This window comes from Pseudomonas sp. Hp2 (assembly GCF_006386585.1).
Lineage (GTDB): Bacteria > Pseudomonadota > Gammaproteobacteria > Xanthomonadales > Xanthomonadaceae > Pseudomonas_S > Pseudomonas_S boreopolis.
In genome coordinates this window covers 1180785-1203117 of sequence record NZ_VAHJ01000001.1, presented here as the reverse complement: position 1 = coordinate 1203117, position 22333 = coordinate 1180785, and the positions used below count along the sequence as shown (strand labels likewise).

Sequence of the window (22333 nt, the reverse complement as noted above, 5' to 3'; positions counted from 1 at the left end):
CGCGAGGCCGGGCCGCCGCGCGCGCGGCCGGAGGCCCGGGTGCCGCCCCAGGCACCGGTCCGGCGCAGCGCACCGGCGGCGCCGCCTGAAGCCATGCCCGCGTCCCGCGCCGCGGCACCGGCAGTGCGCCGCGCCCGCGTCGGCCTGCCCGACCGGTTGCAGATCGCGCTGCTGCGCGCTTCCGGTTGCAATCCGAACGATCCGGAGACGCAGCGGTTGATGGCGACCTGGCCGCTGGACGCCTTGCGCGCCGACCCGGCCGCCAAGCGCGCGCTGTGGCCGCAGCTGCGCGCGTTGCGCAGGCGGTCCTTGCCATGAGCGCGGTCGGCGCGCCGGCGCCGTTGTCGTTCCGCGCGATGCGCGAGATCGATCTCGACGAGGTGATGGAGATCGAGCGCCGCGCCTATCCGTTCCCATGGACGCGCGGCATCTTCCGCGACTGCCTGCAGGCCGGCTATCCGGGCCTGGTGGTGGAGGAAGGCTGGGACATGATCGGCTACGGCATGGTCAGCATCGCCGCAGACGAAGCCCACGTGCTCAACGTCTGCATCGATCCGGCGCGACAGTCGCGCGGCCATGGCCGCCAGCTGCTGCGCGCGTTGGTCAAGCTGGTCCGCGATCGCGGCGCCCACCGGATATTCCTGGAAGTGCGTCCTTCCAATACGCGCGCGGTGGCGCTCTACCAGTCCGAAGGCTTCAACGAGATCGGGCGCCGCCCGCGCTACTACCCGGCCCACAACGGGCGCGAGGATGCGCTGGTGATGGCGATGGAGCTGCATTTCGAAGGCTTTTCCTGACGTCGCGGGTCTTCCCGGTGCTGTCCTGCGATGGCGCGGGACATCGTTGCTGTCCTGTTTCCCTGTCCTCGAGACCGTCCGCGTGACGTTCTCTGCAATCCTGATTGCCTGCGCTTTTCCTGCCGCGGCATATCGCCAATAGTGCGCACGCCGAAAACATGCAGAGCGGCCGGGACGCCGCAGTGGCGGCGTCTCGCAACGTCAATCCTCGAGGAGGGATTCCCGATGAGACCGAAATACGCAATCGCGGCAACTCCGTTCGTGCTGTGCACGCTGCTCGCCACCGCGCAGCCGGCGTGGGCGGACGCTTCGCTCGATATCGCCACCACCGGGTGGGCGACGCAGAACGGCGGCACCCGCGGCGGATCGCGCGCGGCCGCGGCCGACATCTACACCGTGCGCAACGCCGCGGAGCTGAAGAACGCGCTGAAGGCGAGCGCGGGCAGCAACGGCCGCATCATCAAGGTCAGCGGCGTCATCGACGTCAGCGAGGGCAGGCCGTACACCACCACCACCGACATGAAGGCGCGGGCGCGCCTGGACATCCCCGCCAAGACCACGCTCATCGGCATCACCTCCAATGCGGAGATCCGCGAAGGCTACATGTACGTCAAGGCCAACGACGTCATCATCCGCAACCTGACCATCGAGAACCCGTGGGATCCGGAGCCGGTCTGGGACCCGGACGACGGCAGCGCCGGCAACTGGAATTCGGAGTACGACGGGCTGACGATCGAAGGCGCCAGCAACGTGTGGGTGGACCACGTCACCTTCACCGACGGGCGCCGCACCGACGACCAGAACGGCACCGCCAACGGCCGTCCCAAGCAGCACCACGACGGCGCCCTGGACGTGAAGAACGGCGCGAACTACGTGACCATCTCCTACACGGTGTTCAAGCTGCACGAGAAGAACAACCTGATCGGCTCCAGCGACAGCCGCACCACCGACGACGGCAAGCTCAAGGTCACCATCCACAACTCGCTGTTCGAGAACATCTCCTCGCGCGCGCCGCGGGTGCGGTTCGGACAGGTGCACCTGTACAACAACTACCATGTCGGCAGCACGAGCCACGCGGTCTATCCGTTCTCGTACGCGCACGGCGTCGGCAAGAGCTCGAAGATCTTCTCGGAGAACAACGTGTTCGATATCTCCGGCGTCAGCAGCTGCGACAAGATCGCCGCCAACTACGGCGGCAGCGTGTACCGCGACTTCGGCTCGCTGCTCAACGGCAAGGCCTTGACCTGCAGCTGGAACAACAGCATCGGCTGGACGCCGCCGTACACCTACAACCTGTTGCCGGCCAGCCAGGTGGCGGCGGACGTCCGCGCCAAGGCGGGCGCGGGCAAGCTGTAAGGAGGCGGGCCGTCCGGAAGCGAAAGGCCACCGGAATGCATCCGGTGGCCTTTCGTGCTTCGCGCATCCATACATGCATGGGAGCGACGCTGGGTGGCCTGGGGCCATCGCTCGCGACGAGGTTTTACCGGCACCCCCGCCGCGACCGGGGACCCTTCCCGCATGGAGCCGGCTCAGAGCTTGGCGCGCTGTTCGCGCAATCCCTCGAGCTGGGCGCTCCAGTCGGCCAGGCGCTGGCGTTCCTGCTCGACCACCGCCGCCGGCACCTTCTCGGTGAACTTCGCCAGCTTGGCCTCGCTCTTGTCCTTCTCGGCGGCCACGCGCGCGATCTCCTTGTCCAGGCGCGTGCGCTCGGCATCGAGGTCGACCAGGCCTTCCAGCGGCACCAGCAGCTTCAGCTCGCCGACGATCGCCGCGGCCGCCGGCGGCGTGGCGGCATCGGCCGCCAGCCAGTCGATGCGCTCGAGCCTGAGCAGGAACCTGAGCTGGGCGGCGAAGCGCTCGACGCGGCCGCGGTCGGCCGGCTGGCCGGCCTGCAACAGCAACGCGACCTGCTTGGACGGCGCCACGTTGAGCTCGCTGCGCACGCGGCGCAATGCGGTGACCATGGCCTTGAGCCACTCCACGTCGGCCTCGGCGCCGGCGAAGTCCTGGCCGGCCGCTCCCGGCACCCCGCCTTCGGCGGCGCTCGTGCGCCCGTGCACGGCGAAATCGGCCGGCTGCGGATACGCCTGCAAGGAGATGGTGGTCGCGTCGATGCCCAGGCGCGGGGCGACCTGGCGCCACAGTTCCTCGGTCACGAACGGGATCAGCGGGTGCAGCAGGCGCAGCAGCGATTCGAGCACGTACAGCAGGGTGTGGCGGGTGCTGTCGGCCGCGGCAGCATCGTCGCCGTTGAGCGCGGGCTTGGCCAGCTCGACGAACCAGTCGCAGAACTCGTTCCAGGCGAATTCGTACAGCGCCTGCGCGAGCAGGTCGAAGCGATAGGCGGCGAACTGCGCCTCGGCCTCGGCCACGGTCTTGGCAAGCCGCGAGAGGATCCACTTCTCGGCATCGGTTTTCGGAGAAAGCGCGGCTTCGCCCTTGCCCTCACCCCCGGTCCCTCTCCCGGTGGCAGAGGGGAGCGAGAAGCCTTCCGTGTTCATCAGCACGAAACGGCTGGCGTTCCACAGCTTGTTGCAGAAGTTCTTGTAGCCCTCGGCGCGGCCGAGGTCGAACTTGATGTCGCGGCCGTGGCCGGCCAGCGCGGCGATGGTGAAGCGCAGCGCGTCGGCGCCATGCGCGGCGATGCCGTCCGGGAACTCCTTGCGCGTGGCCTTGGCGATCTTCTCGGCGAGCTTGGGCTGCATCAGTCCGCGCGTGCGCTTGTCCAGCAGGTCGTCCAGCGTGATGCCGTCGATGATGTCGAGCGGATCGAGCACGTTGCCCTTGGACTTGGACATCTTCTGGCCCTGCGCGTCGCGGATCAGGCCGGTGATGTAGACGTCGCGGAACGGTACCTTGCCGGTGAAGCCGTCGGTGGCCATGATCATGCGCGCCACCCAGAAGAAGATGATGTCGAAACCGGTGACCAGCACCGACGACGGCAGGTAGCGCTCGAAGCCGCGCTCGGCCATCGCTTGCGCGTCCGGCCAGCCCAACGTGGAGAACGGCCACAGTTGCGAGGAGAACCAGGTTTCCAGCACGTCGCTGTCCTGGGTGAGGACGACGTCGGCGCCCAGGCCGTGCTTCTGCCGCACCTCGGCCTCGCTGCGCCCGACGTAGCACGCGCCCTGCGCGTCGAACCACGCCGGGATGCGATGGCCCCACCACAGCTGGCGGCTGATGCACCAGTCCTGGATGTTCTCCATCCAGTGCCGGTAGGTGTTGATCCAGTTCGGCGGCACGAACTTCACCTGGCCCGACTCGACCAGTTCCAGGCCGCGTTTGGCCAGGCCGTCCATCTTCACGAACCACTGGTCGGTGAGGTACGGCTCGATCACCTGGCCGGTGCGGTCGCCGCGCGGCACCTGCAGCTTGTGCGGCTTGGCCTCGACCAGCAGGCCCTGTTCCTCGAGTTCGGCCAGCACCAGCTTGCGCGCCTCGTAGCGGTCCAGGCCGCGGAAGCGCTCGGGCGCGTTCTCGTTCATCGCCGCGGTGGGCGTGAACAGGTTGATCATCGGCAGCGAATGGCGCACGCCGACCTGGTAGTCGTTGAAGTCGTGCGCCGGGGTGACCTTGACCACGCCGGTGCCGAACTCGCGGTCCACGTAGTCGTCGGCGATCACCGGGATCTCGCGCCCGGTCAGCGGCAGCGTCACGGTCTTGCCGATCAGGTGGGCATAGCGCTCGTCGTCCGGATGCACCATCACCGCGGTGTCGCCGAGCATGGTTTCCGGGCGCGTGGTGGCCACGACCAGCTCGCCGCCGCCGTCGGACAACGGATAGCGGATCGACCACAGGAAGCCGTCTTCCTCGACGTTCTCCACCTCCAGGTCCGAGATCGCGGTCTGCAGCACCGGATCCCAGTTGACCAGGCGCTGGCCGCGGTAGATCAGTCCCTGCTCGTGCCAGCGCACGAACGCCTCGGTCACCGCCGCCGACGGCTGGGGATCCATCGTGAAGGTGCTGCGCGACCAGTCGGCCGACGTGCCCAGGCGCCGCATCTGCCGCTCGATGGTGTCGCCGGAATGCTGCTTCCATTCCCACACCTTGGCGATGAAGCCCTCGCGGCCCAGCGAATCGCGGGTCTCGCCCTTGCCCTCGGCGGCGAGATTGCGGCTGACCACCATCTCGGTGGCGATGCCGGCATGGTCGGTGCCGACCTGCCACAGCGTGTCGTAGCCGCGCATGCGGTGGTAGCGCACCAGCGCGTCCATCAGGGTCTGCTGGAAGGCATGGCCCATGTGCAGCGTGCCGGTCACGTTCGGCGGCGGCAGCAGGATCGTGTACGGCTCGCCCTTGCCTGACGGCTTGAAGCGGCCGGCGGCCTCCCACTCTGCGTACAGGCGCGATTCGAAGGACTTGGGTTCGTAGCTGGGGGCTAGGGAAGTCATTGGGGCGGGATCGGGGATTCGGGATTGGGGATTCGCAGGAGCGGGATGTCGGGACGAGGGGACGCTTCTGCGAATCCCGAATCTCCAATCCCGAATCCCCGCTTCTCGGCTACATGTCGTACTTGTTCACGTCGAGGCCGCGCGCCTTGTACTGCTTCCAGCGCTCGCGCAGCGGTTCGCGCGCGGCCGGGTCGGCGGGCACCACTTCCAGCACGCGCTCGCAGGCGCCTTCCCAGGCGGCGTCGCGCAGGTTGATCACCAGCGGGCGCGAGGGCGTGTCGCTGTCGGGCGTGGCGATCAGCACCGGGGTGATGTCGTCGTCCTCGTCGCTGCCGGCGATCTGGTGCGGGATGTAGGCATCGTCGTCGAACGCCCACAGCAGGTCGTCCAGTTCCTCGGCCTGGGCCTGGTCGCGGGCCAGGACCAGGGTCGGTTGGCCGCTGTCGTAGGCCTTGCGCGCCAGCTCGCAGACCAGCCGCAGCGGTTCGGCGAGGAAGCGCGGCTTGGCGATCAGGTAGAAGTCGGCGCGGGGCATGGAAGAAGCCGTGATTCGTGATTGGGGATTCGTGATTCGCAAAAGCGGTTCACGGCCAGCAGCGAGTGACAGGGGCGATGGGCATGGTGCTTTTACGAATCACCCATCACGAATCACCCATCACGCCGCGCCGCCCGCGGCGCGGTCCAGCAGCCACTGCGTCAGCAGGCCCACCGGCCGGCCGGTGGCCATGCCGCGCTTGCCCTCGTCGCTGGCGCTGCCGGCGATGTCCAGGTGCGCCCAGCGCTGGCCTTCGGTGAAGCGCGACAGGAAGCAGCCGGCGGTGATCGCGCCGCCCCAGCGGCCGCCGATGTTGTAGACGTCGGCGAAGGTCGAGTCCAGCAGGCCCTGGTACTCGTCCCACAGCGGCAGGCGCCAGGCGCGGTCGAACACGTGCTCGCCGGCGGCCAGCAGTTCCTCGGCCAGGTCGTCGTGCTTGCTCATCAGGCCGGTGGCCTGGTGGCCGAGCGCGACCATGCAGGCGCCGGTCAGCGTCGCCACGTCGACCAGCGCGGCCGGCTCGAAGCGTTCGGCGTAGGTCAGCGCGTCGCACAGGATCAGGCGGCCCTCGGCGTCGGTGTTGCCGACCTCGATGGTCTTGCCCGACATGCTGGTGATCACGTCGGACGGACGGTAGGCATTGCCGTCGATCGCGTTCTCCACCGCCGGCACCACCACCACCAGATTGAGCGGCAGGCGCGCCTTGACCGCGGCGACGAAGGTGCCGATCACGGTGGCGCCGCCGCACATGTCGTACTTCATCTCCTCGATGCCGCCCTGCGTCTTGAGGTTGACGCCGCCGGTGTCGAAGGTGATGCCCTTGCCGACCAGCACGTAGGGCTTGGCGTCGCCGCCGCCGTTCCACTTCAGCACCACCAGGCGCGGGCGGTTGGCCGAGCCGCGCGCGACGGAGAGCAGCGAGCCCATGCCGAGCGCCTCCATCTGCTGCTCGTCGAGGATCTCCGACTCGGCGCCCTCGTGCGCGGCCGCGAAGGCCTGCGCCTGCGTGGCCAAGTAGGCCGGGGTGCAGATGTTCGGCGGCAGGTTGCCCAGCTCGCGGGCGAACTCCACGCCCTCGGCGATCGCGATGCCCTGCGCCAGCGCCGTGGCATCGTCGCCGGCGAGCGCGAATTCGGCCAGTGCGCGCTCCTCCGGCTTGCGCTTGCCGAGCGTGGCGGTGTAGCGGTAGGCCGCGTGGTCGGCGGCGGCGACGGCCTGGCGGACGTTCCAGGCGGCGTCGCGGCCCTTGACGGCCAGCTCGGTCAAGGTCAGCAGCGCCTTGGCGACCGGGGTGCTCTTGAGCGCGCGCACCGCGTCGCCGACCGCCTTCAGGTATTGCGGCACGCCGAACTTGGCGGCGTCGCCCAGCCCGATCACCAGCACGCGCGGGGCGCCGACGTTCGGCAGGTCGTGCAGCAGGGTGCTGGCGCCGGTCTTGCAGGCGAGATCGCCGCGCGCGGACAGCGCCTTGATGCGGCCCCCGCTGGCGGCATCGAGCGCCTGTCCCGCCGGCGACAACGTGCCGTCGGCGAACGCGCCGACCACGACGCAGTCGAATTCCGCGCTGGCGGGGGCGGCTTGGTTCAGGGTGAATTGCAGGGCCATTGATCAGATTCCGTCGGCAAGTACGTACAATCGCGGACCGTCTACGCCGGGCGTGGCAGGCTGCCCGGTACCGCGAACGAATCAGAGAGTTTAAATCAACCCCACCCCATGCCGAAGCTCGATCGATACCTGCTGAGCGATTTCACCCAGAGCTTCCTGGCCACCCTGATCGTCCTGCTGGTGGTCAGCGTCGGCGGCGTGCTGGTGGACATCCTGGGCAAGATCGCCGACGGCGGCATCCCGGCGCGGCTGCTGCTGTCCCAGCTCGGCCTGCAGTTCGTGAGCTACCTGCCGCTGATCCTGCCGCTGGCGCTGATGCTGGGCCTGCTGCTGGCGCTGGCGAGGCTGTACCGGGACTCGGAAATGGCGGTGCTGACCTCGATCGGCGTCGGCCCGCGCCGGCTGCTGCGGCCGATCCTGATGCTGGTGCTGCCGCTGGTGCTGGTCACCGGCCTCTGCTCGCTCTGGCTGGGGCCATGGGCCAGCGCCACCTCGGCCAGGATGATCGAGGACGCCAACCGCAGCGTGGTGATCGCCGGGCTGGAGCCGGGCCAGTTCACGTCGTTGTCGGGCGGGGGCGTGGTCTACCTGAATACGGTATCCCAGGACGGCAAGCAGCTCGGCAAGGTGTTCATGCAGCGCGAGAAGGACGGCCGCCTGGACGTGGTCACCGCCGAGCGCGGCGAGGTCTACCTGGAGGGCCGCAGCCACCGCTTCCTGCGCCTGCACGACGGCTACCGGGTCGAGGGGCCGGCCGGCGAGGCCGGGCTGGACTACCGGTTGATACGGTTCGCGGTCAGCGAGTCGGCCCTGCCCGACAGCGCCGGCAGCCAGGACGCGAACGATCCCGAGATCATGTCCACCCCGCGCCTGGTCGCCGACCCGCGGCCGGAAGCCAAGGCCCAGCTGCACCTGCGCATCGCGCCGCCGCTGCTGGCGCTGGCGTTCGCCCTGATGACCCTGCCGCTGTCGCGCAGCGCCCCGCGGCAGCAGCGCTACGGGCGGATGATGCTGGCGTTCCTCGGCTACGTGGTCGGCAGCAACCTGTCCACGATCGGCGCGCGCTGGATCGCCGACGGGCGCATTCCCGCCGGGGCCGGCCTGTGGTGGCTCACGTTGCCGCTGCTGGCGCTGGCGATCTGGCTGTATGCCCGTGATGGCCGGCTGGGCCGCCCGCGGAGCGCCGCATGAAGCTGCTGCCGCGCATCCACGATATCTACGTCGGCCGCGCCGTGCTGACCACGGTGCTGCTCACCTGGGCGGTGCTGGTGGGCCTGTTCGTGATGATGGGCGTGTCCGACCAGTTCAAGGACATCGGCAAGGGCAGCTACACCTTCGCCCATGCCGTCGCCTACGTCGCCTATGGCGTGCCGCGCAACGCCTACAACCTGTTCCCCACCGCGGCGGTGATCGGCGCGTTGATGGGCCTGGGGCAGATGGCGGCGACCTCGGAACTGACCGCGCTGCGCGCGCTGGGCCTGTCGCGGCGCCGGCTCGGGTTGTCGGTGGCGGCGACCATCGCGATCCTGACCGCCGCGATGGTGGTCAACGGCGAGACGCTGGCGCCGTGGGCGCAGAACCAGGCCGACGTGCTCAAGGCCAATGCCAAGTACAACACCAACATGGCCACGGCGCGCTATTCCGGGCTGTGGGCGCGCGAGGGCGACACCTTCCTCAATGCCCAGGGCGGCGAGGAGAAGCTGGGCGAATCCGGTGGCACTTCGCTGCAGTTGCACGACGTGAGGCTGTACCAGGTCGGCGACGACGGGCGGCTGGAGACGCTGACCTATGCCGTCAGCGCCGAGCACGTGTCCTCCGGCTGGGTGCTGCACGGCGTGCGCCGGGATACCTTCGAGCCCCGTTCGGTCAAGCGCGAGACGTTCGAGCGGCTGCCGTGGAACTCGCGCCTGGACCCGGCGGCGCTGGCGGCGGGCCTGTCGCGGCCGCGCAACCTGTCCGTGCGCGAGCTGCACGACAGCATCGAGTACCGCCAGCGCAACGGTCTGGATGCGCGCGATTACGAGGACCAGTACTGGAGCCGCTGGTTCTATCCGGCCAACGTACTGGCGCTGTGCCTGGCGGCGGTGCCGTTCGCGTTCGGCTCGCTGCGCAGCGGCGGCATGGGCAAGCGGCTGTTCCTGGGCGTGCTGTTCGCGCTGGGTTTCTGGCTGCTGCAGCTGTTCTTCGGGCGCATGGCGGGCGCGTTGAAACTCGACTACCGCATCGCCTACGCGCTGTCGCCGGTGATGATGCTGCTGATTTCCGGCTGGCTGTTCCGGCGGCGCAGCAGTTGACCCGGGGGCAGGGGCCTGCAGGTCCCTGCCTCGTGCGGACCTAGGGGCGCTTCTGCCTGGGTCTGCGGACCAGCCTGGTCCCGCTCGCGCGGTCGTGCCAGGCCAGCCGTTCCCGGTCCAGCCAGGCCCACCAGAACCCCAGTCCGCCGGCGAGCAGCGACAGCGTGCCGACCAGGTAGCGCAGCCACAGCGCCTTCCAGGCCACCGGACCCGCGCGCTTCCCGTCGACCAGGTGCAACCGCCATGGCCGCATGCCGAGCGTCTGCCCGCCGCGGCGCCAGCTGATCGTCGCGTACAGGCCCGTGACCAGCCAGCAGCTTGCCCACAGCAGCCAGCTCAGCAGCGAGAACGGCGCGATGTTCTGGTGCGGATCGTGGTGGCCGAGGAAGGTGTAGCCGAGCGTGAACGGCACCGCGACCAGCATCCACAACGCGACGACCGGCCACGCGTCGTAGGCCAGTGCGAGCAGGCGCCAGCCGACCAGGCTGCGGGGGCGTTCGGGGAGATCGGGCGATGAGGTGGTCTGCATGCGGTGCGCAGCATACCGGCAGCTCGCGCCCGCGCGTGCGGCGCCGCGGGAGCGCGGGTCGCCGCGGCGGGTCGCGCATCCCGCGATTGCCAAGCGCACGGCCCGCTCTAAGCTGTGCGCATGACCGCATCGACCCCGGCCGAGCGCCGCCAGTTCGCCTCGCAGTTGCCCGAATTGCGCGATGAGGACGCGCGCGCGATCCAGCGCTTCCTGGACGCCATCTGGGCCGAGCAGGGGCTGGCCCGGCAGACCCTGGACAGCTACCGGCGCGACCTGGAGGGCTTCGCGCGCTGGGCGAGCTGGCGCGCTTGCGAGCCACTGGCTCGCGCGCCGGCGAGCGCCCGGCCAGGGATGGCCGGGCCGGCGTGTCCGCAAGCCGAGGAGGTCGCGCCAGGGACGGCCTCGGGAACGGGCGTGCTGGCCGGCGCCGATCGCGCCCTGCTGTCGGCCTACCTGGCCTGGCGCTTCGAGCAACGTTATTCGCCCAAGAGCAATGCGCGCCTGCTGTCCTCGCTGCGCGCGTTCTTCGGCCGGCAGCTGCTGCACGGGGAGCGCGGCGACGATCCGACCGCGCTGCTGGAACCGCCCAAGCTGCCGCGTTCGCTGCCCAAGGCCCTCACCGAGAGCCAGGTCGACGCGCTGCTGGCGGCGCCGGACATCGCCACGCCCCTGGGCCTGCGCGACCGGGCCATGCTGGAACTGATGTACGCCGCCGGCTTGCGCGTGAGCGAGCTGGTCGAACTGCCGGCAGGCGCGGTCAACCTGCGGCAGGGGGCGCTGCGGGTCACCGGCAAGGGCAGCAAGGACCGGTTGGTGCCGCTGGGCGAGGAATCCCAGCACTGGCTGCAGCGCTACCTGGACGGCGCGCGGCCGGCGCTGGCGGCGGGCAGGCCGGTGCCGCCGATGGACAACAAGCAGGTGCCGCTGTTCATCGACGCCGCGCGGCACGCGTTGACCCGGCAGGCGTTCTGGGCGCTGGTGAAACGCTATGCCGCGGCCGCCGGCATCGACCCGGCCAAGATCAGCCCGCACGGGCTGCGGCACAGCTTCGCCACCCACCTGCTCAATCGCGGCGCCGACCTGCGCGCGCTGCAGATGCTGCTCGGCCACAGCTCGCTGTCGACCACCCAGATCTACACGCTGGTGGCGCGCGAGCACCTGCAGAACCTGCATCGCCGTCACCACCCGCGCGGATAGGGCCGGCGCCCGGGGCCGCGCTTCATCGTCGCTGTGCGAGAATCGGCCCAACCGTCGCTTCCGGATGCACGAATGCTTCGTTTCGCCATCGCCGCACTGCTGGGTGCCCTGAGCCTGTCCGCCTGCGCCCAGTCCTCGGCGCCTGCCCCGGCCCCCGCCAAGGGGACCGCCACCGCCAAACCGGCCGCCGCCCCGGTCGCCCCGGCTGGCCCGGCCGACCAGAAGGTGCGCGCCGCGCTGACCACGCTGGACCCGGATTTCAAGCCCGATTACATCGGTGCCGCGCCGTTCCCTGGGTTCCGCGAGGTGGTGGTGGGCGGCCAGGTGCTGTACGTGTCCGACGACGGCCGCTACCTGATGCAGGCGCAGCCGTTCGACATCCAGAACAAGCAGTTCGCCGCCAGCGAAGGCCTGCTCGCCTATCGCCGCAAGCAGCTGGAGGCCATCCCGAAGGCCGACCGCATCGTGTTCGCGCCGCCGAACCCGAAGTACACGATCAGCGTCTTCACCGACATCGAGTGCGGCTACTGCCGCAAGCTGCACAGCGAGATCGCCGAGCTCAACAAGCAGGGCATCGCGGTGGAGTACCTGGCATTCCCGCGCATGGGCCTGGGCAGCCAGGACTACAAGGACATGGTCTCGGTCTGGTGCGCGGCCGACCGCAAGCAGGCGCTGACCGCCGCCAAGCAGGGCCAGCCGGTCTCGGCGCGCAGCTGCAAGAACCCGGTGACGATGGAATACGACCTGGGCCAGCGCCTGGGCGTGAACGGCACCCCGGCGATCTTCGCCCCGGACGGCACCCAGCTGGGCGGCTACCTGCCGCCGGCGCAGCTGCGCGCGGCGCTGGACAAGCGGGCGGCGGCGAGCGCGGGCGGCGGCCGCTGATCCGTGCTTTTCCCTTCTCCCGCGGGAGAAGGGGCTCGAAGGGCGGTGCGGGTACGGCCGAAGCCTCGCGTAGCTTGGACGTGGCCCAGGGGCTCCGCCCCCGGGCCCCCACGCCCCAACCCCGCTCCCGGAAGGGAGAGGGGTTTCGAAGCTTCGGGGAGAGGGGCTCAAGGCGAGGGGCGTGGCTGACTCCGGTACAATAGCCGGCCCGTTACCTCCACGGTTTCCCGGATGATCGTCCTCGAGGGCGCAACCGCCCTGTCGCCGTTCCGTCTCGCCCGGCTCGAATCCCGCCTGCAGTCCGTCGTTCCCGACCTGCGCATCGCCGGCGCCTGGCACGTCTACTTCATCGATCCCGAGCCCGGCCGGACGCCCGGGCTGGACACGCTGCGCCGCATCCTGCAGGCGGAAGGCGAGCCGGTCGTTCCCGCGGATGCGGCGCAGTCGCGCTTCGTGGTGCCGCGGCTGGGCACGCTGTCGCCCTGGTCGAGCAAGGCCACCGAGCTGGTGCGCGGCGCCGGCCAGCCGATCAAGCGCGTCGAACGCGGCATGCGCGTCGACCTGCTGGGCTGGCCCGCCGGTGCGGCCGAGCAGGCTGCGCTCGGCAAGTTGCTGCACGATCCGATGACCCAGTCGCTGCTGGACAGCGCGGACGCGGCGCAGGCGCTGTTCACCGCGCTGCCGCGCGGCACGGTGGAGCGCATCCCGCTGGTGGAACTGGAGCGGGCCAACGCCCGCCTCGGCCTGGCGCTGGCGGCCGACGAGATCGAGTACCTGCGCGCGCGCTACGCCGAGCTGGGGCGCGATCCGTCCGACGTCGAGCTGATGATGTTCGCGCAGGCCAATTCCGAGCACTGCCGGCACAAGATCTTCAACGCCAGCTGGACCATCGACGGCAAGGACCAGGACCGGTCCCTGTTCCGGATGATCAAGCACACCCACCAGCAGACCCCGCAGCACACGCTCAGCGCCTACAGCGACAACGCGGCGGTGATCGAGGGCCATCCGGCGGCGCGCTACCGCCCCGATCCGAAGACCGGCCGCTATCGCAGCGAGGCGGTGGTGCCGAGCGCGTTCCAGATCAAGGTCGAGACCCACAACCACCCGACCGCGATCGCGCCGTTCCCGGGCGCCTCCACCGGCGCGGGCGGCGAGATCCGCGACGAGGGCGCGACCGGCCGCGGCGGCAAGCCCAAGGCCGGCCTGACCGGGTTCAGCGTCTCGCACCTGCGCATCCCGACCCTGCCGCAGCCCTGGGAGGCGCCGCGCGCGCTGAACCCGCGCATGGCGTCGGCGCTGGACATCATGCTCGACGGCCCGCTCGGCGGCGCCGCATTCAACAACGAGTTCGGCCGGCCGAACCTGCTCGGCTACTTCCGCAGCTTCGAGCTGGCCGAGGACGGCATCGCCCGCGCCTACGACAAGCCGATCATGCTGGCCGGCGGCCTGGGCGCGATCGATCGCGTGCAGGTGGACAAGATCAAGCTGCAGCCGGGCGACGCGGTGATCGTGCTCGGCGGCCCGGCGATGCTGATCGGCCTGGGCGGCGGCGCGGCCAGCTCGGTGGCCTCCGGCGAGAGCACCGAGGACCTGGACTTCGCCAGCGTGCAGCGCGACAACCCGGAAATGGAGCGGCGCTGCCAGGAAGTCATCGACCGCTGCGTGGCGCTGGGCGCGGACAACCCGATCCACTTCTTCCACGACGTGGGCGCCGGCGGCCTGTCCAACGCGATCCCCGAGCTGCTGCACGACTCCGGCGTGGGCGGCGTGATCGACCTGGCCAGGGTGCCGACCGACGACCCGTCGCTGTCGCCGCTGGAACTGTGGTGCAACGAATCGCAGGAGCGCTACGTGCTCGGCGTGCCGGCCGACCGGCTCGAGGAGTTCGCGGCGATCTGCGCGCGCGAGCGCTGCCCGTTCGCCGCGGTCGGCGTGGCCACGGCCGAGGAGCGGCTGGTGGTGGGGTATGGGGCGACGGTCGAATCCGTCTACGGCAACGGCCCCGCGTCCGGCACACCCGGCCCGGCGAAGCTCGCCGGGCGTCCGGATGAGCCACGCGGCAATGCTCACCCCATCGACCTGCCCATGGACGTGCTCTTCGGCAAGCCGCCGAAGATGCACCGCGATACCGCGCATCCGCCGGCGCCGCGTTGGCCTGCGCTGGATACGTCCGGGCTCGACCTGCACCAGGCCGGCCTGAGGGTGCTGGCGCACCCGACCGTCGCCGCCAAGAGCTTCCTGGTGACCATCGGCGACCGCAGCGTCGGCGGCCTGACCGCGCGCGAACAGATGATCGGCCCGTGGCAGCTGCCGCTGGCCGATTGCGCGATCACCCTGGCCGGCTTCGACACCTTCGCCGGCGAGGCGATGGCGATCGGCGAGCGCACGCCCCTGGCGCTGCTGAACTCGGCCGCCGCCGCGCGCATGGCGGTGGGCGAGGCGATCACCAACCTGTGCGCCGCCCCGGTCGAGGCGCTGGACACGGTCAAGCTGTCGGCCAACTGGATGGCCGCAGCCAGCCATCCCGGCGAGGACGCGCTGCTGTTCGACGCGGTCAAGGCGGTGGGCATGGAACTGTGCCCGGCGCTGGACGTGAGCATCCCGGTCGGCAAGGATTCGCTGTCGATGCAGGCGCAATGGCAGGCCGATGGCGTCGCGCACAAGTCGGTCTCGCCGGTTTCGCTGGTGATCTCGGCCTTCGCCCCGGTCGCCGACGCGCGCCGCCAGCTGGTGCCGCTGCTGGATCGCGAGGAAGACAGCGAGCTGTGGCTGATCGGCCTGGGCGGCGGCAAGCAGCGCCTGGGCGGCTCGGTGCTGGCGCAGGTGCATGCCGGCGACGAGGCGCTGCCGGCGTTCGGCGGCGACGTGCCGGACCTGGACGATCCGCAGCGCCTGCGCGCGTTCTTCGAGCTGATCCGCGACGCGCGCGAGGCCGGGCTGTTGCTGGCCTACCACGACCGCAGCGACGGCGGCGCCTTCGCGGCGATGTGCGAGATGGCGTTCGCGTCCCGGCGCGGCCTGGACATCGTGCTGGACGGCTGGGGCGACGACGCCTTCCGCAGCCTGTTCAACGAGGAACTCGGCGCGATCGTGCAGATCGCCGCCGAGGACCGCGCCGCGTTCGCCGACCTGGTCGAGCGCCACGCCCTGACCGAATGCGCGCAGCGCATCGCTCGTCCGGTGGCCGCCCCGCGCATCCGCGTCGGCGCCGAGGGCAAGACCCTGGCCGAGTGGAGCTGGCAGGAACTGTTCGACGCCTGGTGGTCGGTGACGCATGCGATGCAGAAGCTGCGCGACAACCCGGAGAGCGCCGACGAGGAGCGCGAGGTCGCGCGCGACTTCAACGCGCCCGGGCTGAAGCCGAAGCTGGCCTTCGACCCGGCCGAGGACGTCGCGGCGCCGTACATGGATGTACAAGTGCCGCGAGCGCAGGATGCGCAAGAGCGGCCGCCGTACATCGCCACCGGCGTGCGGCCGAAGGTCGCGATCCTGCGCGAGCAGGGCGTCAACAGCCACATCGAGATGGCCAACGCCTTCGAGCGTGCCGGTTTCGACAGTTTCGACGTGCACATGAGCGACCTGATCGCAGGCCGCGTGGACCTGCGCGACTTCCGCGGCCTGGCCGCGTGCGGCGGCTTCAGCTACGGCGACGTGCTCGGGGCCGGGCGCGGCTGGGCGACCTCGATCCTGGAGCGCCCGGCGCTGCGCGATGCGTTCGCCGGGTTCTTCGCGCGCGCCGACACGTTCTCGCTGGGCGTGTGCAACGGCTGCCAGATGCTGAGCCAGCTCAAGGACATCATCCCGGGCGCGGAGCACTGGCCGCGCTTCCTGCGCAACCGCAGCGAACAGTTCGAGGCGCGCACCTCGCTGCTGGAAGTGGTGGAGTCGCCGTCGATCTTCCTGCGCGGCATGGCCGGCTCGCGGATCCCGGTGGCGGTGGCGCACGGCGAGGGCCGCGCCGAGTTCGACAACGCCGTCGACCAGGCCGCCGCGCGCGTGGCGCTGCGGTTCGTCGATGGCGAGGGCAACGTCGCCACCCGCTATCCGCTCAACCCGAACGGTTCGCCCGACGGCATCACCGGCCTGACCACGGACGATGGCCGCGCCACGATCCTGATGCCGCACCCGGAACGCACCCCGCGCAGCATCAACCTGAGCTGGTCGCCGGCCGGCTGGGGCGAGGATTCGCCCTGGTTGCGGATCTTCCGCAACGCGCGGGTCTGGTGCGGCTGATCGTCCCGGATCGCCGTTCCATCCGCCACGAAAGCCCGCCGTCCCGGCGGGCTTTTTTTGTGCGCCGCATGGCAGGAATGGGCTGTTCGTGTCTTAGGTGATTGTTTTGATTGAAATTACCGGGAAGTTGCCGTTTTTGCATAAATCGTTGATTTTTCTCGTTTTTATTGAGAAATCCGTCAAAAACTTGACGCGACTTTTTGCCGCTGTTAACACTGGGACCACGCCGCACGGTTTGCTTCTGTTCATTTTTTGACGGAGTTCGCAAAAGACGTCCAGCTTTGGCAAAGACAAGCGAACGGGCCGTGCCGCCGGACAACCTCAGGGGGATCGCATGGCTGGAAGTTGCCGTGCGGTGGTGAGTTTTTCACCAAAAAAACCAGCCTATTCGAAGGAGCAAGACGTCGATGAATCGGATTTATCGCAAGGTCTGGAACGCATCGCTGGGTCTGTGGACCGTGGCCTCGGAACTGGCCAGCGGCGACAGCAGGGGACAGGTGGCACAAGGGGGGACGACGCGCCGCGGTCGCCTGGTACTGCCCGCGGCGGTGGCCGCGGTGCTCGCCACGGGGACGCCCGGCGCGGCCATGGCGCAATCGGTCGAAGTCGGCGGCAACCAGAACTGCGTCGTGCTCGGCGGCAGCATCATCGACAGCTGCGTGGTGGACGGTAGCGCCAACGCCTCCGGCAAGAACGCGGTGGCCATCGGTGCCGGCAGCCAGGCCACTGGCGAGCACAGCGTCGCCACCGGTACCGGCGCGGTCGCCAGCGGGGCCGCGGCGGCGGCCGTGGGCGCGCTGAGCCAGGCATCCGGCACCGAATCCACCGCGCACGGCTACTACAGCACCGCCTCGGGCGAACTCAGCACCGCGATCGGCGCGGAGAGCATCGCCGCCGGCACCAGCGCGGCGGCATTCGGCTTCGGCGCGCAGGCGGGCGCGAACTACGCCACCGCGCTGGGCGGCTATGCCAGCGCGGGCGGCTTCAACAGCACCGCGGTAGGCAACTTCAGCACCGCATCCGGCTCGGGCGCGGTCGCGCTGGGCGGCGACGCGGCCGCCTCCGGGGACTACAGCACCGCGTCGGGCCAGGGCAGCATCGCCAGCGGCTACAACAGCGTCGCGGTCGGCGGTGCGCTGGCCGGCTTCCTGCCGACCGAGGCTTCCGGCGACTACTCCACCGCGGTGGGCGGTGCGGCCTGGACGCCGGGCGCCAACAGCACGGCAGTCGGCAACTACAGCACCGCGTATGCCGACGACACCGTCGCGCTGGGCGCCGATGCCACCGCCGAAGCGGTGGGGAGCGTCGCGCTGGGGCAGGGTTCCCATGCCGATCGCGCGAACACGGTCTCGGTCGGTGCGGCGGGTGCGGAGCGCCAGGTCACCAACGTAGCGGCCGGCACGGAAGCGACCGATGCGGTGAACGTGGCGCAGTTGGACGAAGTGGCGGCGGTGGCGCAGGCCACCGACAAATACTTCAAGGCCAGCGGCAGTGCCGACAGCGATGCCGGTGCCTATGTGGAAGGCGACAACGCGACCGCGGCGGGCGAGGCGAGCAACGCGATCGGTGCGGGCGCGTCGGCCTACGGCAGCGGGGCGAACGCACTGGCCGAGGGCGCCACCGCGGTCGGCCTGGATGCGCTGGCCAGTGGCGCCAACGCCGCGGCGCTGGGCAGCAACGCGCAGGCGCTGGGCGAGAACAGCAGTGCGATCGGCAATGGCGCCGTCGCCACCGAGGTCGGCGCGACCGCGACCGGCGCCGGTGCGCAGGCGGCTTCGACCTACACCACGGCGATCGGCAACGAGGCCACGGCCAGCGACAACCAGGCCACGGCGGTGGGCTTCCGCAGCGCGGCCTCGGGGATCGGTTCGACCTCGCTGGGCGGCTACAGCGAAGCGACCGGCTACCTGTCCTCGGCGCTGGGTTACGGTGCGGTGGCATCGAGCGACTACGCCACCGCGGTCGGCGTCGCGGCCACGGCCGGCGGCGCGAGCAGCGTGGCGGTGGGCGAGTTCAGCGAGGCCACGGGCGACGAGAGCGTGGTGGTCGGCGGTTCCGCGCTTGGGCTGATCTCGGCACGCGCCAGCGGCATCGGCGCGGCGGCGGTGGGCGCGGGCGCCTGGGCGACCGGCGACTACACCACGGCGATCGGCTGGAATTCCTATGCCAGCGGCGCCGATGCCACCGCGCTGGGCGAAAGCGCCTTCGCGCTGCAGCAGGATGCGACCGCGCTGGGCAGCAACAGCCGCGCCTCGGCCGCGAACGCGGTCGCGCTCGGCGCCAACTCGGTGGCGAGCCGTGCCGACACGGTGTCGGTTGGCGCAGCCGGTGCGGAACGGCAAATCACCAACGTCGCGGCGGGCACGGAAGCGACCGATGCCGTGAACGTGGCGCAGTTGGACGAAGTGGCGGCGGTGGCGCAGACCACCGATAAGTACTTCAAGGCCAGCGGCAGTGCCGGTAGCGACGCCGGTGCCTACGTCGAGGGCGACGACGCGACTGCGGCCGGCGAGGCGAGCAACGCGATCGGCATCGGCGCGTCCGCGCTCGGCAGCGGCGCCAATGCGCTGGCCGACGGCGCCACCGCGGTCGGCTACAACGCGCTGGCATCGGGACAGAACAGCGCCGCGTTCGGCCAGAACGCCCAGGCCACCGGGCCGGCCGCGGTCGCGGTCGGCGGCAATGCGGTCGACGAGAATGGCGATCCGCTGATCACCAACGGCGGCGTGCCGGTGGAGACCGGCGCGACCAGCGCGGGCGTCGGCGGCACCGCGGTCGGCGCGAGCGCGGATGCGTCGGGCTTCGCCGCGTCGGCCTACGGCGTCGGCGCATATGCGTCCGGGGCGCAAGCCTCGGCGTTCGGCGCGGTCGCCAATGCGATCGGCGATTTCAGCACCGCGGTGGGCACGCAAAGCACCGCGACCGGCACCAGCAGCGTCGCGCTGGGCGGGCCGGTCGACCTGATCCCGGGCCTGGGCCTGTACGTGTCCACCCAGGCCAGCGGCGAAGCGTCGGCCGCGCTCGGTGCCGGTGCGATCGCTTCCGGCGACTACAGCACCGCGACCGGCACGCTGACCGAGGCGTCCGGCCTGGAAGCGACCGCGCTGGGCTACTTCGCCTACGCGCCGGGGGCGGGCGCCAGCGCCTTGGGCGCCGAGTCCTGGGCCAGCGGTGAGATGAGCACGGCGGTGGGCTTCTACAGCACCGCGCGTGGGGCCAACTCGGTCGCGCTCGGCGCCAATTCGGTGGCCGATCGCGCGAACACGGTCTCGGTCGGTGCGGCGGGTGCGGAGCGCCAGGTCACCAACGTGGCGGCCGGCACGGAAGCGACCGATGCGGTGAACGTGGCGCAGTTGGACGAAGTGGCGGCGGTGGCGCAGGCCACCGACAAATACTTCAAGGCCAGCGGCAGTGCCGACAGCGATGCCGGTGCCTATGTCGAAGGCGACAACGCGACCGCGGCGGGCGAGGCGAGCAACGCGATCGGTGCGGGCGCGTCGGCCTACGGCAGCGGGGCGAACGCACTGGCCGACGGCGCCACCGCGGTCGGCCTGGATGCGCTGGCCAGCGGCGCCAACGCCGCGGCGCTGGGCAGCAACGCGCAGGCGCTGGGCGAGAACAGCAGTGCGATCGGCAATGGCGCCGTCGCCACCGAGGTCGGCGCGACCGCGACCGGCGCCGGTGCACAGGCGGCTTCGACCTACACCACCGCGCTCGGCAACGAGGCCACGGCCAGCGACAACCAGGCCACGGCGGTGGGCTTCCGCAGCGCGGCCTCGGGGATCGGTTCGACCTCGCTGGGCGGCTACAGCGAAGCGACCGGCTACCTGTCCTCGGCGCTGGGTTACGGTGCGGTGGCATCGAGCGACTACGCCACCGCGGTCGGCGTGGCGGCGACCGCAGGCGGCGCGAGCAGCGTGGCGGTGGGCGAGTTCAGCGAGGCCACGGGCGACGAGAGCGTGGTGGTCGGCGGTTCCGCGCTCGGATTGGTCTCGGCACGCGCCAGCGGCATCGGCGCGGCGGCGGTGGGCGCGGGCGCCTGGGCGACCGGCGACTACACCACGGCGATCGGCTGGAATTCCTATGCCAGCGGCGCCGATGCCACCGCGCTGGGCGCCAACGCCAGCGCGGCCGCGGCCAATTCGGTCGCGCTGGGTACCGGTTCGCGCGCGACGGTGGCGGATACGGTATCGGTCGGCAGCGGCGACGGTGCCGGCGGCCCGGCCACGCGCCGGGTCACCAACGTCGGCGACGCGGTGGACGCCAGCGATGCGGTCACCAAGCGCCAGCTCGATGCGGTCGCCACGACCGCGCAGGCCACCAGCAACGGCTTCCAGGCCAATGGCGCCGACGTCGCCGTCGCCAGCGGCACCGACAGCACCGCCGCGGGTGCCGGCGCCGTGGCCAGCGCCGCGCGCAGCACCGCGGTCGGCGCCGACAGCACCGCGTCCGGCATCGGCGGCAGCGCATTCGGCGTCGGCAGTACCGCGGTCGGCAACAACGGTACCGCGATCGGCCGGCAGACCAGCGTGCTCGGCGAGAACGGCGCGGCCGTGGGCTACAACGCGTTCGTCAACCGCGGCGGCAAGAACGGCGTGGCGCTCGGCGCGAATGCCGGTGCCAGCGGCGCCGATTCGGTCGCGCTGGGTTCCGGCGCGCGCACCTACGAAGCCAACGTGGTGTCGGTGGGCAACGGGACCGGCAACGGCGGCCCGGCCACGCGCCGCATCGTCAACGTGGGCGCCGGCAACCTCGCGGCCGGCAGCACCGATGCGATCAACGGCGGGCAGCTGTTCCAGTCGCTCGGCAACGTCGCCAGCTTCCTCGGCGGCGGCGCCGCGCTGGGCGCACAGGGCGTGTTCGTCGCGCCGACCTACGTGATCCAGGGCGCGAGCTACAACAATGTGGGCGCCGCGTTGACCGCGCTGGACCGCAAGGTCAGCGAACTGGATACGCGCACCGCGTCGGGCAGCGGCGCACCGGCACCATCGCCGCGCGCGCGGATCGCGTCGGTGGAGGCACCGGTCGAGACCGCGCAGGTGGCCAGCGTGCAGGCCACGGCGGATGCCGCATCGCCGTCGACTGGCAGTAGTGCCGCCACGTCCACCGCCCTGGGCACGGCCGCGCAGGCCAACGACGCGACCGGCACCGCGATCGGCGGCAACGCCTACGCGCACGGGCCCAACGACACCGCGATCGGCAGCAATGCGCGCGTCAACGCCGACGGCAGTACCGCGGTGGGCGCCAATGCCGGCATCGCGGCGGCGGCGACCAATGCGGTGGCGGTGGGCGAGAGCGCCAGCGTGAGCGCGGCCTCCGGGACCGCGCTCGGGCAGGGCACGTCGGTGACCGCGCAGGGGGCGGTGGCGCTGGGCCAGGGCTCGGTCGCCGACCGCGCCAACACGGTCTCGGTCGGCAGCGCCGGCAACGAGCGCCAGATCGCCAACGTCGCCGCCGGGACGCGCTCCACCGACGCGGTCAACAAGGCGCAGCTGGACAGCGGCATCGCCAGCGCCAACAGCTACACCGACAGCCGCTTCGCCGCGATGGCCGACACCTTCGAGAGCTACAAGGGCGAGATCGACGACCGCTTCCGTCGCCAGGACCGCCGCATCGATCGCCAGGGCGCGATGAACGCGGCGATGCTGAACATGGCGACGAGCGCGGCGGGCATCCGCACCGACAACCGGGTCGGCGTCGGCGTGGGCTTCCAGAGCGGCGAGTCGGCGCTGTCGGTCGGCTACCAGCGTGCGCTCAGCGAACGCGCCACGATCACCCTGGGCGGTGCGTTCAGCGGCGACGACAAGTCGGTAGGCGTCGGCGCCGGTTTCGGCTGGTGAGACACCGGGCGGCCACGCTGTGGCCGC

At 70.9% G+C, this 22333-nt stretch carries 13 protein-coding genes; 9 read left to right on the top strand and 4 right to left on the bottom strand.

The window, feature by feature from the left end; genetic code table 11:
• Positions 1–93: 93 nt before the first annotated feature.
• The 3 genes from FD678_RS04965 to FD678_RS04955 all read left to right on the top strand — a co-directional run bounded on the left by FD678_RS04965 (position 94) and on the right by FD678_RS04955 (position 2153).
• Positions 94–318, top strand: a complete 225-nt coding sequence (locus tag FD678_RS04965) for a hypothetical protein (protein WP_218569496.1) — start codon at positions 94–96, stop codon at positions 316–318.
• On the top strand, positions 315–797 hold the full coding sequence (rimI, locus tag FD678_RS04960; protein WP_140719865.1) for a ribosomal protein S18-alanine N-acetyltransferase: 483 nt from the start codon (positions 315–317) through the stop codon (positions 795–797). Before FD678_RS04965 ends, rimI begins: the two co-directional genes overlap by 4 nt.
• Before the next feature lie 225 nt (positions 798–1022).
• Positions 1023–2153 carry a pectate lyase family protein gene (locus tag FD678_RS04955; RefSeq protein WP_140719863.1) on the top strand — a complete coding sequence of 377 codons (1131 nt, stop codon included), beginning with the start codon at positions 1023–1025 and terminating at the stop codon, positions 2151–2153.
• A gap of 173 nt (positions 2154–2326) precedes the next feature.
• Here FD678_RS04955 and FD678_RS04950 read toward each other — a convergent pair whose 3' ends face one another.
• From FD678_RS04950 to FD678_RS04940, 3 genes are all read right to left on the bottom strand, one after another.
• A complete protein-coding gene (locus FD678_RS04950) occupies positions 2327–5188 on the bottom strand; it encodes a valine--tRNA ligase (RefSeq protein ID WP_140719861.1) in 2862 nt (953 codons plus the stop codon).
• A 109-nt stretch (positions 5189–5297) separates the two neighbouring features.
• Positions 5298–5723, bottom strand: a complete 426-nt coding sequence (locus FD678_RS04945) for a DNA polymerase III subunit chi (RefSeq protein ID WP_140719858.1) — start codon at positions 5721–5723, stop codon at positions 5298–5300.
• Between the two features lie 120 nt (positions 5724–5843).
• Complete coding sequence (locus FD678_RS04940) at positions 5844–7322, bottom strand: leucyl aminopeptidase (protein WP_372237522.1); 1479 nt, start codon at positions 7320–7322, stop codon at positions 5844–5846.
• A gap of 114 nt (positions 7323–7436) precedes the next feature.
• On the opposite strand from FD678_RS04940, the gene lptF reads away from it, so the two are divergent.
• Both lptF and lptG read left to right on the top strand, forming a co-directional pair.
• Positions 7437–8519: an LPS export ABC transporter permease LptF gene (lptF, locus tag FD678_RS04935; RefSeq protein ID WP_140719854.1), complete on the top strand. Its 1083-nt coding sequence runs from the start codon at positions 7437–7439 to the stop codon at positions 8517–8519.
• Complete coding sequence (gene lptG / locus FD678_RS04930; protein WP_140719852.1) at positions 8516–9622, top strand: LPS export ABC transporter permease LptG; 1107 nt, start codon at positions 8516–8518, stop codon at positions 9620–9622. Before lptF ends, lptG begins: the two co-directional genes overlap by 4 nt.
• A gap of 40 nt (positions 9623–9662) precedes the next feature.
• On the opposite strand, the gene FD678_RS04925 is transcribed toward lptG, so the two are convergent.
• Positions 9663–10151, bottom strand: coding sequence for an RDD family protein (locus FD678_RS04925; protein ID WP_140719850.1), 489 nt, complete (start codon positions 10149–10151; stop codon positions 9663–9665).
• Positions 10152–10271: 120 nt separating this feature from the next.
• Between FD678_RS04925 and FD678_RS04920 the strand changes: the two genes are divergently transcribed.
• From FD678_RS04920 to FD678_RS04905, 4 genes are all read left to right on the top strand, one after another.
• Complete coding sequence (locus FD678_RS04920; protein WP_140719847.1) at positions 10272–11348, top strand: site-specific tyrosine recombinase XerD; 1077 nt, start codon at positions 10272–10274, stop codon at positions 11346–11348.
• A 72-nt stretch (positions 11349–11420) separates the two neighbouring features.
• On the top strand, positions 11421–12233 hold the full coding sequence (locus tag FD678_RS04915) for a DsbC family protein (RefSeq protein ID WP_140719845.1): 813 nt from the start codon (positions 11421–11423) through the stop codon (positions 12231–12233).
• Positions 12234–12464: 231 nt separating this feature from the next.
• On the top strand, positions 12465–16466 hold the full coding sequence (gene purL, locus FD678_RS04910) for a phosphoribosylformylglycinamidine synthase (protein ID WP_140719842.1): 4002 nt from the start codon (positions 12465–12467) through the stop codon (positions 16464–16466).
• Positions 16467–16873: 407 nt separating this feature from the next.
• Positions 16874–22306, top strand: coding sequence for an ESPR-type extended signal peptide-containing protein (locus tag FD678_RS04905; RefSeq protein ID WP_140719839.1), 5433 nt, complete (start codon positions 16874–16876; stop codon positions 22304–22306).
• The last annotated feature ends 27 nt before the right edge of the window (positions 22307–22333 follow it).

Excerpts from the sequence above, each read along its gene's own strand:
- FD678_RS04955 (WP_140719863.1), top strand. The coding sequence starts at position 1,023 with ATGAGACCGAAATACGCAATCGCGGCAACTCCGTTCGTGCTGTGCACG.
- rimI (WP_140719865.1), top strand. The coding sequence starts at position 315 with ATGAGCGCGGTCGGCGCGCCGGCGCCGTTGTCGTTCCGCGCGATGCGC.
- FD678_RS04950 (WP_140719861.1), bottom strand. The coding sequence starts at position 5,188 with ATGACTTCCCTAGCCCCCAGCTACGAACCCAAGTCCTTCGAATCGCGC.
- FD678_RS04915 (WP_140719845.1), top strand. The coding sequence starts at position 11,421 with ATGCTTCGTTTCGCCATCGCCGCACTGCTGGGTGCCCTGAGCCTGTCC.
- FD678_RS04925 (WP_140719850.1), bottom strand. The coding sequence starts at position 10,151 with ATGCAGACCACCTCATCGCCCGATCTCCCCGAACGCCCCCGCAGCCTG.
- lptF (WP_140719854.1), top strand. The coding sequence starts at position 7,437 with ATGCCGAAGCTCGATCGATACCTGCTGAGCGATTTCACCCAGAGCTTC.
- FD678_RS04945 (WP_140719858.1), bottom strand. The coding sequence starts at position 5,723 with ATGCCCCGCGCCGACTTCTACCTGATCGCCAAGCCGCGCTTCCTCGCC.
- FD678_RS04905 (WP_140719839.1), top strand. The coding sequence starts at position 16,874 with ATGAATCGGATTTATCGCAAGGTCTGGAACGCATCGCTGGGTCTGTGG.
- FD678_RS04920 (WP_140719847.1), top strand. The coding sequence starts at position 10,272 with ATGACCGCATCGACCCCGGCCGAGCGCCGCCAGTTCGCCTCGCAGTTG.
- lptG (WP_140719852.1), top strand. The coding sequence starts at position 8,516 with ATGAAGCTGCTGCCGCGCATCCACGATATCTACGTCGGCCGCGCCGTG.
- FD678_RS04965 (WP_218569496.1), top strand. The coding sequence starts at position 94 with ATGCCCGCGTCCCGCGCCGCGGCACCGGCAGTGCGCCGCGCCCGCGTC.
- purL (WP_140719842.1), top strand. The coding sequence starts at position 12,465 with ATGATCGTCCTCGAGGGCGCAACCGCCCTGTCGCCGTTCCGTCTCGCC.